This window comes from Flavobacterium azizsancarii (assembly GCF_027980145.1).
In the GTDB taxonomy this organism is placed as follows: Bacteria; Bacteroidota; Bacteroidia; order Flavobacteriales; family Flavobacteriaceae; genus Flavobacterium; species Flavobacterium azizsancarii.
This window is the reverse complement of the sequence record NZ_JAMZNK010000020.1, coordinates 27,286-41,551: the sequence shown is the minus strand read 5'-3', so window position 1 is coordinate 41,551 and position 14,266 is coordinate 27,286. Positions and strand designations below refer to the sequence as shown.

Annotated in this window: 11 protein-coding genes; 4 read left to right on the top strand and 7 right to left on the bottom strand. The window is 32.4% G+C overall.

Features of this window, described 5'->3' with window-relative positions:
• Positions 1–178 precede the first annotated feature (178 nt).
• The gene (locus NJT12_RS13230; protein ID WP_271336392.1) at positions 179–1,240 is read left to right on the top strand and encodes a DUF3810 domain-containing protein; all 1,062 of its coding nucleotides are present in this window, start codon (positions 179–181) and stop codon (positions 1,238–1,240) included.
• A 75-nt stretch (positions 1,241–1,315) separates the two neighbouring features.
• Here the strand turns inward: NJT12_RS13230 and NJT12_RS13225 are convergent, their stop codons facing one another.
• Together NJT12_RS13225 and NJT12_RS13220 are read right to left on the bottom strand one after the other, a co-directional pair.
• On the bottom strand, positions 1,316–5,851 hold the full coding sequence (locus tag NJT12_RS13225) for an MG2 domain-containing protein (protein ID WP_271336391.1): 4,536 nt from the start codon (positions 5,849–5,851) through the stop codon (positions 1,316–1,318).
• 4 nt (positions 5,852–5,855) lie between these two features.
• Entirely contained in the window at positions 5,856–8,624 is a 2,769-nt protein-coding gene (locus NJT12_RS13220; RefSeq protein ID WP_271336390.1) for a carboxypeptidase-like regulatory domain-containing protein, read from the bottom strand.
• A 152-nt stretch (positions 8,625–8,776) separates the two neighbouring features.
• Between NJT12_RS13220 and NJT12_RS13215 the strand changes: the two genes are divergently transcribed.
• Both NJT12_RS13215 and NJT12_RS13210 read left to right on the top strand, forming a co-directional pair.
• The gene (locus NJT12_RS13215) at positions 8,777–9,271 is read left to right on the top strand and encodes an RNA polymerase sigma factor (RefSeq protein ID WP_072956102.1); all 495 of its coding nucleotides are present in this window, start codon (positions 8,777–8,779) and stop codon (positions 9,269–9,271) included.
• Between the two features lie 8 nt (positions 9,272–9,279).
• Entirely contained in the window at positions 9,280–9,912 is a 633-nt protein-coding gene (locus NJT12_RS13210; RefSeq protein WP_271336389.1) for a hypothetical protein, read from the top strand.
• A gap of 153 nt (positions 9,913–10,065) precedes the next feature.
• On the opposite strand, the gene NJT12_RS13205 is transcribed toward NJT12_RS13210, so the two are convergent.
• Positions 10,066–10,875, bottom strand: coding sequence for a lysophospholipid acyltransferase family protein (locus NJT12_RS13205; protein WP_271336388.1), 810 nt, complete (start codon positions 10,873–10,875; stop codon positions 10,066–10,068).
• Between the two features lie 124 nt (positions 10,876–10,999).
• Positions 11,000–11,650, bottom strand: a complete 651-nt coding sequence (locus NJT12_RS13200) for an NUDIX hydrolase (protein WP_271336387.1) — start codon at positions 11,648–11,650, stop codon at positions 11,000–11,002.
• Positions 11,651–11,745: 95 nt separating this feature from the next.
• Between NJT12_RS13200 and NJT12_RS13195 the strand changes: the two genes are divergently transcribed.
• The gene (locus NJT12_RS13195) at positions 11,746–12,183 is read left to right on the top strand and encodes a DUF4268 domain-containing protein (RefSeq protein WP_271336386.1); all 438 of its coding nucleotides are present in this window, start codon (positions 11,746–11,748) and stop codon (positions 12,181–12,183) included.
• Between the two features lie 81 nt (positions 12,184–12,264).
• On the opposite strand, the gene NJT12_RS13190 is transcribed toward NJT12_RS13195, so the two are convergent.
• From NJT12_RS13190 to NJT12_RS13180, 3 genes are all read right to left on the bottom strand, one after another.
• The gene (locus NJT12_RS13190; RefSeq protein WP_271336385.1) at positions 12,265–12,579 is read right to left on the bottom strand and encodes a hypothetical protein; all 315 of its coding nucleotides are present in this window, start codon (positions 12,577–12,579) and stop codon (positions 12,265–12,267) included.
• A gap of 307 nt (positions 12,580–12,886) precedes the next feature.
• Positions 12,887–13,297 (bottom strand): hypothetical protein, encoded by a 411-nt coding sequence (locus NJT12_RS13185; RefSeq protein ID WP_271336384.1) that lies wholly within the window; start codon positions 13,295–13,297, stop codon positions 12,887–12,889.
• A gap of 19 nt (positions 13,298–13,316) precedes the next feature.
• Positions 13,317–14,261: an NAD(P)H-dependent flavin oxidoreductase gene (locus NJT12_RS13180; RefSeq protein ID WP_271336383.1), complete on the bottom strand. Its 945-nt coding sequence runs from the start codon at positions 14,259–14,261 to the stop codon at positions 13,317–13,319.
• Positions 14,262–14,266: the final 5 nt, after the last annotated feature.

The window sequence follows — 14,266 nt, the reverse complement described above, 5'->3', positions numbered from 1 at the left end:
AATTTTTCTGCCGCGAATTTCACTAATTAGCACAAGTTATAATGTCAGTAAAACTGGATAACACGAATCATTACTATTTTGTAACCTAAGAAAAAAATCATCAATTCGTGAAAATTCGTGGAATTCGTGGCTAACTCTTTTTAATTGTATTTATATTTACCTATCCAAAATTAAAATTGTGAAATCAAAATATATTTTACCATTATTACTTCTCTTACAAATCATCCTTTTAAAGATTCTTCCGTATTTTCCGGAATTCACAGAACGCTTTTACAGTAACGGATTGTATATTAAAACCTCACATTTTTCAAGAATCGTTTTGGGCAAAATTCCATTTTCAGTGGGAGACTACATCTATTCTATTTTGATTTTGTTCTTGATTCGATGGATTTGGAAAATAAGAAAAACATGGAAATCACAATGGAAAGACAATCTTTTAAAAGCCCTTAGTGTCCTTTCTATATTTTATTTTTTCTTCCATTTACTTTGGGCATTCAATTATTACAGGGAACCACTTTTTGAAAAAATGGAAATCCAAAGAGAATATACTGACGCTGAATTGCTAACTTTTACCAAAAAACTAATTGCAAAAACAAACGAAATTCAGTTTCAGATTACAAAAAAAGACAGTTCTAAAATAGTTTTTCCCTATTCTCAAAATCAGGCTTTCCAGATGAATTTAAGTGGTTATGAAAATCTGGCAAACGAATATCCTTACTTTAAATACGAAATAATAAGCATCAAAAAATCACTTTTTAGCCTGCCTCTGACCTATATGGGTTTTGGTGGTTATCTCAATCCTTTTACAAACGAAGCTCAGGTTAATGATTTATTACCCATGTACAATTTTCCTGTTACGAGCTGCCACGAAATGGCACATCAAATGGGTTATGCCAGCGAAAGCGAATGCAATTTTATTGGTGTTCTGGCTACTGTAAAAAATCAAAATTTATACTATCAGTATTCCGGATACAGTTTTGCCCTTCGCTATTGCTTAGGGATTTGGCAAGCAAAAGACGAAAAGACATTCACCCAATTAAAGAAAACCGTTCATATTGGTATCCTAAAAAACTATCAGGAAAGTCAGGATTTCTGGAAACAATATGATACTTTTATTGATAAAGGCTTTCATATTTTCTATGATAATTTCTTAAAAACAAACAATCAAAAAGATGGTATGGAAGGCTATAGCAAATTTGTTGACTTGATGGTGAATTATTATAAAGACAAAGATTTATAATATTCTTTCAACCTAAGTTCACCAAACTAAATACCTAACAGGTTTTTGAAACCTGTCAGGATAAATAAAAGAAAATTACGGCAACACTTCAACTTCCAAACCTTGGTTCCAGTTTTTGTATTCATTTTCATAATACAAATAAGTTGACGATGCTACTGCTTTATAATTCCCGGGAACAATTGCTTTTAAGTCAATGTTGACTTTTCTGTTTTCTTTGGCGTTTAATTTTCTAAAATAAAGTACCAGTTCATTTCCGAAAATCTCATAATAATCAACCACATTTTTTTCAATAAGTTCTTTTAGTTGCCAAGGTTCCGGAGTTGATCCGCCGGGAATCCCAATTCTGGCAATGGGATTTGAAACCTGCCCTGGGCTCTTATTTTCAATTTCAATCTCCAGTCTTACGGTTTCGCTTGTCTTTACCTTATTACTCAATATTTTTGTTTTGAGCACTAACTTGCATTCTTTTGAATTGTTAGGTTTATAGGTCTGATACTGTACATAAAACAAATACGGAATTTTACTCTTTTCCGGAATCTGAATCGAAAAGTTATTATTTCCTTTATTGATTTTTAAATCTTTTAGAATTACATTTCCTTCATTGTCTTTTTGGACTAATCTAAACGACTCATTGTTCAAGTTCATAACCGCGTCCTCTATAATTTCATCATTAGCTTTAGCAGTAATCTTGGCATATTCTGTAATGCATTTTAAAGCCAAAGCAGTTGCTTGCGTTGAACCAAAACCGTATGTACTTTTTAACGAGTGAATATACTCTAAAGCATCTGAGACTTCTTTTGTAATTTGTTTTTCTTTCAATAGAGCAAGTGCATAAAGTGAAACAATTTCTGTATTCATAGATTTCCCGGAACTATGTATCACTGATTGTTCTGCTTTTACATCTTTAAATGCTGTTTTTTTAATTACTGCATTTATCAGCAGCATTAACTGTTTGTATTCTTGTATTTTTTTAAGGTTAAAAGAAGCTAAAGCCATCAGGTTCATTCGATATAAATCATTGCTTTTTAAGGCTTCCCGCAAGGCTGTTTGATATTGTATTTCGATATCAGTATCTCCTATTTCTGATAATACATAAACAATGTAAGCATTATTTACTTCGTATTTGATTCCGGAAAAACCATATTTCGCTGGATTTTGTTTAAAACCTCCTTTACTGTCTTTTCTGGAATTCATCCAGGCCATCGATCTCTGAATTAATTTTTGATCAATATTTATAAATTCCTTCATTTCATAAAATTGCAGTAAACCATATGCTGTCAGCGCCTCATTACCCGGATTTCCACCGTACCACTCAAAGCCGCCTTCTTTTGATTCATAATTTTTAAGCTTTTGATAACCATTCTCTAAGAATCTGAGGGCTTTCTCTTTAAATTGGGGCGAAGAATTTTTAAACTTCAACAGCTGCATTGCCATAATATTTGGATAATTGGTAGAAGAAACCTGCTCAAAACATCCTGAAGGTTCTCGCAACATACCCTCTAAACCATCAAAAATAGAAGAAAACGGATTGTAGAATAACTTGAATCCCGCTTGAATTGAGCCCGGAATCGGTTCAGTAATTACAAAATCTTTTCCCTGAGATCCGGATCCTGAAATATCAACATTCATAGGAAATCCTTTTGCGTATATATCGACCGTTTTTTTGATTTTGGTTTTATAATTTTCCGCTGTTAAAACGATTTCCAACGGAAGTTTTTCTCCAACTGTATTCGCCAATAATGAAACATAAATTATTTTTGATTCATTTGGCTGTAAGTCAGCAACAGCATCCTGCAACTTAACATTTTGCTTATTAAACTCTACCTTATATTCTAATTTTAAATTGTTTACCGAATTATTTTTTAACCAAATTGGAATCGAAATTACATCATCCTGCGAAGCATAAACCGGAATTTTCACATCGGTCTGAATTAATTCTTTTACAGAAAAAACAGCTTCTGCTTTCCCCAAATCTCCTTTATAAGAAGTTCCTTCTGCCAAAACTTTGAATGAGGTATTATCATCAGAAGTATGAAATTCAAAATTTGCTTCGCCCTTATTATTGGTTTGCACAACAGAATTCCAGTAAATACAGCTTCTAAAATCTGTTTTCTCTTCTACAATTGTGGTTTTATATTTTGGCGAATAAAATCTCTCCGCTTCGTTGAGCATTTTAGACCCTGATCTGTTAATATTCTGAAAAGTATAATTGTATTTTTTTCCTAAAATCTTATTGCTTTGGAATAATTTATTTTTTGTAGTTACAAGAATAACGCCGGAAGCTCCGCTGGAACCATATATAGCCGTTGCTGATGCATCTTTTAAAATAGTTACAGATTGTATCGAACTGGCGGGAAGACTGCCCAGTATAGAAGAATTTTCATTGTTTACATACGGAATCCCATCAATTACAATTAAAGGCTGACCACCGGCTCTGCTACCATAAATGGAGCTTAAACCTCTGATCACTATTTTGTCTGCGGCACCCGCCTGTCCTGTCGCTGACGTAATTTGAATTCCGGAAGCGCGGCCACTTAATGAATTCAAAATTTCCTGAGCATAAATTGTAGTGACTGAACTCGTAATCATTTTTTTAGCCGACATACCGTATCCCATAACCACAACATCCTGCAAAGAATTACTTTCAGAATCTAAAGAAACTGAATTTCCTGCGATTTGTTCTTCTCCTTTTATTGCTTCTTTTTTTTCTTTATAGTCATAATCCACATTATAACTTACACTATTTGAAAGGGTATCTTTCATTCTGGCAAACTCTTTTTGATCTGAAAATGAGTTTTTTATAGTGTATTTGTGCTTGGTTCTGCTTTCGGCGATTAAACACGCTAAATCAGAAAACTGAACTCTATTGAATTGAAAATAACCACTTGAATTGCTTTTTGTTTCGTACACTTTTCCTTTATCCGTAAAATACAATACTCTTACAGCAACAGGTTTATTTTTTTGATTTAAAACAAATCCTTCTATTACGTCACTTTTTTCAGGTGCTATGTTTTTTGTTTCTGACAGCATTTTTTGAAGATTACTTTGATCGTATTTTCTCCAGCCGTGCGTATTCAAAAGCAAATCTATTGCCTCTTCTCTTTCTTCACGTTTTTTAGTATCATCAAAATAAAACCTCGGTTCATGAATTTTTCCCTTCAACTCAAAACCAAGATACAGCCATGATAAGATATTATCCTGTTTGTCATCTATATAAGTCAGCAGTTTTGTATCGACTACCGCCACAGAAATATTTGAAGCTATTGGAGCATTATTTTTATCTTTTGTCAAAATTGAAACTTTTACTTTTTCTCTTGGCAAATAGCTTTCTTTATCTGTTTTAATTTCGATTTTTAATCCGTCATCATAATTCAAAAAAACTAATCTTTCTGCCACAATTTTATTGGCAACCAATAACGAGAAAGATTGAATCCCAACAGGAAAATCGTTTGTTTTGATATCTACTGAATTCCATCCTTGTTTGAGACTCAGCTTAATAGTTTTATGAATTTTGTTTGTATTTCTAACTAAAATTTTTGCATCTATTGTAGTGGGTGCATAAATATTCAATGCAACATTTTCCGGTTTCTTTTGGGCGTTTATTACAAAGAGGTTTTTTTCTGCCACAGGCAAAGCTATTTTTTCCTCAGACTTAAATGGCGAAGTTATTACGGCAAAATATCTTTTGTTTTCTTCTGTTTTCAGAACAACATTTCCCATTCCGTCATGAATGCTCTTAAAATCTTTAATTTTATTCCCCTTTTCATCTTCAATAAAACCCGCGAGATCCATTGGAAGTCCAAATTCATTTTTTGCAATAAAAAACAAGGAAGATGCTTCGTTCAAAATAAAATTTCCACTTTCAGGTAAAAACCGCAAATCAACAAAATTCAAATTGATAGGAATTGACCTTGTTACCGATTCCTTAAAATTATCGTAATCCAACATCACATTTAAGATTCCGTCATTTAATTTTAAATCCGCCGGAAGCTTAAAAGTAATAAGCGCTTTTCCTTCAGAGTCTGTTTTTCCCTGAAGTGAATCTATTTTTTTACCCGCGATAAAAATGTCATATTTAAAAGCATAATTTCTTATTGGCAGGTTTTCTAAATTTTTCAGCACAAAATCAGCTTTACAAGATTCCCCTTTTCCATATGCTTTTTTTCTAAAATCCAGCGTCATTAAAATTCTGGGAGAAACTACTTTTTGGATGAAAAATGTTTTCTCGAAAATATTCTCTCCAATCTGATTCTGAATATTGGTATACGCTTTTATTTTATACATTCCTGAAGCTCCATTTTCAGGAATTTTATACGAGCCGGAAGCGCTTCCGTTTTCTACGCTGTACGTTTGGCTCGCTATTTTTTTATTAGCACTATCAAATAAATCAACATAAAGATAATCGCTCAAAGAAGTGGGTTTATTATCACTTTCTGCAATGTATCCTTTAAAATAAATAATTTCTCCAGGCGTATACAGCACATTATTTAACTGCAGATATACTTTTTCTGTAATTGACTTTTTATAAACTGTATTCCAGTCACTTTCGATATTTTGTGCCACTAAAGCTTGGGATATCAGCAAAAACAATATATATTTTATATTTTTCATCGTTTTAAAATTTAATTGTTAAAGAGGAACCAAAACTTCTCATCATTGGCGTGTTAAAATAATCGAAACCAGTTGTATCGATAGAATTAAACATCGAATTACTACTGAAAGCCGACTTACTTTTTGCCATTATAAAAGCATTATTCACAAAAACTGAAATCTTGAAACTGAATTTATTCACATTGTCTTCGCGGAAATCTTTTGAATACGACAAATTAATATTGCTCAGCCTAAAATACGTTGCGTCTTCAATTGCATCTTCGGCCACGCCATCGACGCCATACCTTGTCCAGCGATTTTGTTCGACCGGAAGATTGGTATCATAAAAAGAAACTGCTTTTGTATTTGCAGCGCCTGATTCTGTAACTCCGTTAAAAACGTAATTAGTAACATTGCGCTGACTTTCTGTCAATTCAGATTTTCCGTAATAGTTTAAAGTTTGCTGAGTTCCGTTCCAGAGTTGGCCGCCCTGACTCCAGTCAAAAGAAACCTGCAATAAAAAATTTTTATATTGGAAAGAATTAAAAAAACCTACGACAAAATCAGGATTCGGATCTCCTAAAATCTTTGAATTCGAATCCTTAACCGGAAAACCTAATTCGTCAATAATTATATTCTGATTATTGTCTCTTAAATAACTACTCCCAACAATAACTCCCAGAGACTGTCCCACGATATAATTTTTATTGACGTCTGCAAAACCCGCAAAAGGAATTCTGGCTTGACTGTTATTTAAAACTGTTACTTCATTTTTGTAATAAGTAAAATTCAGATTGAAACCATATTTAAAATCCCTTCCCAAATAGCTCATTCTCTCGATTGCAAATTCAATTCCGTTCTGTTTGTAATTAACATCCGGAGACCAGCTTATTGAGTTCTGATTAAAAACAGGTGTATATAAATTATTCACTTTTTTATGGTAATAATTCATAGTAAGATTCCAAAAATAACTTAGTCTGTAGTTTAAATCCAGACTGGTCATATTTTCATTTGTAGCAATCCCATCTTTTCGGGTAATTAATTCTAAATTATTCTGAAGTTGTTTGAATTGATTCACGTGGTATTGCAAAGAATTAAAATTCAAATTATTATTTTGTAATGAAGGTTCTGTCTCATTATAACCGTGACTGATTGTAAGCCAAAGTTCTTCATTAAAAAATCTTCTCAACTCAACTGTAGCCAAATAATTTGACATGAAACGGCTTTTTACTGTTGATGAATAATTTAGACCCGAACTGCCTTTTACCACAAGCTGGCTATAAGTAGAAAATACATTAGTAAAAGTATAAGAACCATTTACATTCGATAAAACTTCAAATCTTTCCTGAGGTACATTCAGTTTAATTTGATTTGCTGCATGGTCAGGAAAATCTTCCTGCGATGCAAATCCGCTAAAATAATTTCTTTCTAATTTTCTATCCTGAAACCTAAAATCGATTTTTGATTCTATAAATGCCCAATTATTAAAAATACGTTTGAATGCATCTGAAACTGAAGCGTTCTTAAATTTTTCAATTCTTTTATCGAAGTTTGGAGCTGTTATTTCTGCAAAATAAAAATTCTGTCCGTTTGTGTTTTTAATTTCCGAAGACTGAAAACTTGCATTTACTGCATTCTGATTTCTGTCTTTAGAATAAACCTGATTAAAATTGAACGAAAGTACTTTGCTTTTATTTGTATCTAAATTATTAGCTATCACATAATATGGATTGTTTTCAAGCGCCGTATAACTGCGCTGTAAACCACTTTCTAACGTTGAGCCCCATTTATTATCGAAATGAATTGGGGTAACAGCATTTGCAAAAACAACTTTATTTATTCCAAAATTTGCATTAGAGAAATTATTTTCGAAATCATTGTACGACAAAAGCGCTTCGATTTTACTGTACTTAGTAATATTTCTGAAATATTTTAAAGATGTCGTAATTTCATTATTCCGCGTTGCTGGAATTATGATGTTGCCTGTTTTATAACCAAAATTTATTTTTAAGAAATTACCCTTTGGACTTTCAATCTGAGCAAGAAATGAAAATTTATTATCCTCTGTATTTTGGTAAAAATTATTGGGATCAAAAAGCTGTAATTGATTTGCTCCCGCAGAAGTTCTGTTTACAATATCTCCCTGAGGGTAGCATTGAGAACTATTTTGTGAGTATTGCAACGAATTGACATTGGGTCCCCAACTGAAAATTTCATTTGTTAGTGGTGACTGATAGGCTAATTCTCCATTTAAACTTCTTCCCTGCGCATAAGTTTTCTGATATTTAGGCAGACGGATTGGTGTTGACAAAATAAATTCATTACTTACTTCAAAAGCTAATTTATGATATTGATCCCTATTTTTTAGTTCGTAGAAACCATCATTATTTCTGCTAATCTTCATTATATCATAATGTTCGATCCCACTGGCAAGATTGAATTCAAAATTTCCTGAGGATTTTGATATTTTTAAAGAATCATTCCCTTTCTTCAATTTTTCAATATAATCTCCGCTTACAATCTGATTTACATACTCATCATTTTCTAACAAGTTGGTATTGTTTATCCTAATCACTTTTGTTTTCATACCTATAAATGAAAGCTGCAGCTGATCGCCAACTTTTGCTTCAATAGCATAATTTCCATCAAAATCAGATGTTGTGCATCTCTTACTGTTAAATACACAAATAGTAACACCGGGAATTGGCATTCCTTTTTCGCTCACATTTCCTCTGTAAATAGATTGTGAGTAACCAATTGCAGATACAAAAAGAAAGAGTAATAGTTTTTTCATATATAGGCCGTTTTATATATAGAGTGTTATCTATTATAAAAGGTTGGAAAGAAATGAAACTTTTTTAAGATTTTACCTAAAAATTTATTTTAATACTATTTTTTTTTAATTTCACCGTGTAACAAAATAGCTTTGATTACTACTAATACATTATGAGCGAAAATCTAGAACAGTCATTTGTTGTGCAATTGCAGGCAAATCAGAATATAATCCACAAGATTTGTAGATTATATACTGCTGGCGAAGATGCTCACAAAGACTTGTTTCAGGAAATCACCATTCAGTTATGGAAAGCTTATCCTAAATTTAGGGGCGATAGTAAATTTTCGACCTGGACGTATCGTGTCGCATTAAATACTGCGATTACCTTATATCGAAAAACCAAACGAACCATATCAACCGTTGAGTATGAAAGTCATCAGCATTTTGTAAAAGATGTTGATTACAATTATGAAGAAGAAGAACAGATAAAATTGATGTACAAAGCCGTTTATCAGCTTAATGACATCGAAAAAGCATTAGTTTTTATGTATTTAGAAGACAAAGATTATCAGGAAATAGCTGAAACCTTAGGGATCAGCGAAGTGAATGCACGTGTGAAAATGAACAGAATTAAAGGGAAACTTAAAAAAATACTAAATCCTTAAAAATTATTATGAAAGAACTGGATTTACTAAAAAAAGACTGGAAAAAGAATGAAAATTCTTTCGAACAAATTTCTGAAAAGGACATCTATAAAATGATACATAAAAAATCATCTTCTATTGTAAGATGGATTTTGATTATTAGCATTTTAGAGGTTTTACTTTGGACATTTTCAAATTTATTCATTAATACGGATGATGTTTTGAAAAAAATGAATCATCCTGAAATTGTATTAATCCTGGAGTATTTAACCTATATCAATTATATCGTTGTACTGATTTTTATTTTTGTTTTTTATAAAAATTACAGAACTATTTCGACTACTGTAGCTACAAAATCGTTGATGGGCGCTATTTTAAAAACCCGAAAAACGGTACAATATTATGTATGGTACAATTTAGGAATGATTATAGTATCTACCATCTTAAGTTTCTTTGTTGGTTTTGTCTACAATCCTGATATGGCATTTTTAAGAGAAAAATTAGCTGCCAACGGAAAAACAATGCTGGTATCAGCGGGAATTTTAATTCTGATAATACTAGGTTTCTTTGGGATCTTCTGGTGCTTTTACAGATTACTGTACGGAACTTTATTACGCAGATTGTATGCTAATTATAAAGAATTAAAGAAAATTGATTTTTAAAAAGAAGGCAAGGCTCAAGTAGCGAAGGTTCAGAGATTTTCTTATCAAGTCATAAAACCATGAGAATATTGGGAATGCATTTGTTTTTTCAAATACGAATTAGAAAAACCTGAAACATAAAACTTAAAACTTAAGCTTTTTTAATTTTTAAATCTAATACTCCCATCTTCTTAATTTATTAAGTTCTTCCTCTACTTTGATTTCTTCGGCTGGAATAACTTTCAGGAATGATGGATGCTGTTCTATAGCATATTCTACTTTTTCGACGATTTCTTCGATGGTATCGTTTTCATAATCAATATCAAGAGGTTCTTTGATAATAAAAGATTGCAGAATTCCTTTTTTCTTCATTCGTAATCCTTTTTTATCAAATGAACGGCGGAAACCGTCAATAACAATAGGAATTACAATTGGTTTATGTTGTTTAATAATATGTGCTGTCCCCTTACGAACTGGTTTGAAAGACTTTGTAGTTCCCTGCGGAAACGTAATTACCCAACCGTCTTCAAGCGCAATTCTAATATTTTCTGTATCATTTGGGTTCACGTCCCTTTTTTCTGTAACATCAACACCTTTTGCACGCCATGTTCTTTCAACGGTAATGGCACCAACATAAGCTAAAATTCTTGGCAACAAACCTGCCTGCATGGTTTCTTTTGCCGCTACATAATAAATATTCATTTTTGGCTGCCACAAGTATCCAATATTCTTAATAGTATCCTGACGTCCGCTTAAACTTGCGTTAAACACATGAAACATAGCAACAACATCAGCAAAATAAGTCTGATGATTTGATATAAACAAAACATTAGTATCCGGAAGTGTTTTAATAATTTCAGATCCTTCAATCTGTAATTCATTAAAACCTCTGTATCTTCTATGAGTCATGGCGCCTAAAATACGGATTAACCATTTCTTAATGAATAATATATGTCCAAAAGGATTTCGTTTAAACAATCCCATAGCTGTGTATTGTATTTTTTGTTATGACGCAAACATACAAAAATTATTCTTTTAGCCGTACTATAAAGCAATTTGGGAAAGAAATTGTTATTATAATGAATATCAAATTGTTATTTTTTTGCTTTTATGATTTTCCTTCAAAAGTTGTTTTCAAAACATCTCTCAATTCGCTTAAAATCATGGCAGTCGCGCCCCAAACAATGTGATTTTGAATATTAAATGCCGGAACCAGAATATTATTAGCGTAAGAAGTTGATAATGTGGCTTCGACAATAATTTCATCATCTAAAAAAACAGAAAGCGGCAGCTCTATAATATCAGCCACCTCTCTAATATCAGGATAAAATGAAAGTTCTTCTTTTGAAATTCCTAAATACGGATGTACCAAAAAATTACTCGGCGGAATATACATTGGAGTAAAATGTTTGATGACTTTTATTTTTTCAGGAGGAACTCCAACTTCTTCATGTGTTTCTCTAAGAGCTGTTTCTTCATAATCAGCATCTGTAGTTTCATACTTTCCTCCCGGGAAAGCAATTTGCGACGAATGGACACCGTTGTAAGCATTACGGACTATTAAAACCAAATGGGCTTTCCCGTCTTTTGGATAAAACAACATCATGACAGCAGCAATTCTGGGATTTTCTATTTTTAAATCCAGATTTTTCAAAGCTTCAATGCGTTCTTTTGGAGCCATTTTTATATGTGCCGCAACTGCCGGGAGTTCAACCGGAATTAAATTAGGAACATATTGCAAAAAATCTTGAAAATCCATAATCAAAGTTTATTTTTGTACTTTCAAATAAATACAATATAAATATAGTTTAGAAAACGCGTATCTACAAGCTTTCTAAAGCCAAAGCCATAAAAATGTACAGTAAAGAAGAATCACAAAAAATAAAAAGAGAATTTTGGGTGGCTTTCGCCGAAAAATATCCACGCAAATGGGTTCTTTATGACACGAAGATCAAGGACTTCTCTTTTAAATTCTACGTAGACAATAAAAAAGCACAGGTTTTAATTGATATCGAACAACGAAGCGATGAAAAACGAAATGCTTATTTTGAAAAATTAGAAGCTTTAAAAAATATTCTGGAAGAGGAGTTTATTAAAGATTTGGTTTTCGAAAAAAACTATACGCTCGAAAGTGGTAAAACCATTAGCCGCATCTGGACAGAAATACAAGGTGTAGGTTTTAGCAACCGCAATAACTGGGATACTATTTTTGATTTCTTTTTCGAAAAAATGAATGCGCTGGAAATGTTTTACCTGGAGTATGATGATTTTATTAAGGATATTGATTCTTAAAAGTTTCTGAGATTCTGAGTTACTAAGCCGCTAAGTTTTTATATAACTAACCCGACAATTTCCAATCTCTCGGGTTAGTTATTATTCCTTAATCGCTATTTTAGGTAATTCTTTTGACGTCATAACATTTAATAAATCTGTTCTTTCGTTTTTCAAGTTCTCAAGAAATGATGTTATTTTATCGTCATAACTTCTTTTTGAATAAGCATAAATGAGCAATGCTTTTTTATTATTTTTTAAATCTATTTGTTTGTAGCGATAAATTATAAATTCGACAATATCAATTTTATCGTTATTTCCCGAACTTAATAAGCAATCTAAAATACTTTCTTTTCCGTCAGGACTTTTCATAACACTAAAATTAGAAACTTTATCTGTTTCTTTTCTCTTAGTCAACTCGCTTTTTGATTTATGGCATCATCAACAGAAAGATCCGTGACAAAAACGTGAATGGTAAGCAATTGATTAAAATGCTCTATAGTTTCATTTTTCGGAAGATATTCCTGAGCATAATAATTATCCTTTGGATGCGCAGTCCATGCTAACGAAAATTTTGTTTTATTGAATTAATTGGTCCTTTCACTCCTATTCTTTCAACAGGTTCTTCATTTATAGTTGAAAATGACATTAATAAAACAGTTAACAGACAAAGTGTTTTTTTCATTTATTTTGAGTTTATTAAAAGTTTATACTTCTTGTTTATCTAAACACTAAAAATATTATATAAAATAATATGATCGTCATAATTAATATAAAGTTGTTTGCGATAGTCTTGCTTTTTACGAGTAATTATAGATAGTTTACATTCTTTGCCATCATTGTCCTTGCACATAAAAGAGTACACGATATCTGTATCATTTTCTTCGCGTTCGATATAATCCTGAATATTAAAAAGCTGTATTTCCTGCGAGTACACTACAATTCTGTGTTTATTGGTATCCAGAATTACCGATAGCTTGACTAAATCAAGGTTCGACCATTCGCCCCATTTTCCTCTTTCATTTTTTTCTAAAACACTAAAACCTGATGTTTTAAATTGATAAGTCTGGCTATAACTTTGGTGCAAACCAAGTCCTAAAAAAAATACTAGTAAGTAGGTACGTAGAGAATTCATATACTATTGATGCAGATAATTAAAACTCAAATTTAGACTTTTCCTGACAAGCAATTTCAAAATCGGTCATCATTTCTTGAACAATTTGCTTTACTGGCAAAATTTCATGGATTAATCCTGCAATTTGCCCAATTTCGAGTTCACCTTCTTCAAGATCTCCTTCAAACATTCCTTTTTTAGCTCTTGCCCTGCCTAAAAGTTGTACTAAATCTTCTTTTGAAGGACATTTTTCATATAAATCCTGAACGTCATTGTAGAACTTATTTTTAATCAGGCGCACGGGAGCCAATTCTTTCAATGTCAATTGCGTATCACCTTCTTTTACATCAACAATTTTTTGTTTAAAATTATCATGCGAAGAGGATTCCAGAGATGCTGCAAAACGGCTTCCAACCTGAACACCATCTGCGCCAAGAATCATTGCAGCAAGCATTCCGCGTCCTGTTGCAATTCCGCCAGCGGCAATAATCGGGATCTGAATCTTTTCTTTCACCATTGGGATCAAAGTCAGTGTTGTCGTTTCATCACGTCCGTTATGTCCTCCCGCTTCAAAACCTTCGGCCACAATTGCATCGACTCCGGCTTCTTGCGCTTTTAAAGCAAAAACACTGCTGCTTACCACATGTACAACCGTAATTCCTTTTTCTTTTAAAAAAGAAGTCCATGTTTTAGGATTTCCCGCTGATGTAAAAACGATTTTCACCCCTTCATCAATCACAATATTCATGATCTCTTCGATATTAGGATACAACATCGGGATGTTAACCCCAAAAGGTTTACCAGTCGCTTTTTTACATTTCTGGATATGTTCCCGCAATACTTCCGGGTACATTGATCCTGCACCAATAAGTCCCAGTCCTCCGGCATTACTTACCGCAGAAGCCAATTTGTAACCACTGTTCCAAATCATTCCGCCTTGAATAATTGGATATTTTATATTAAAAAGTTTTGTGATTTTATTCATCAAAA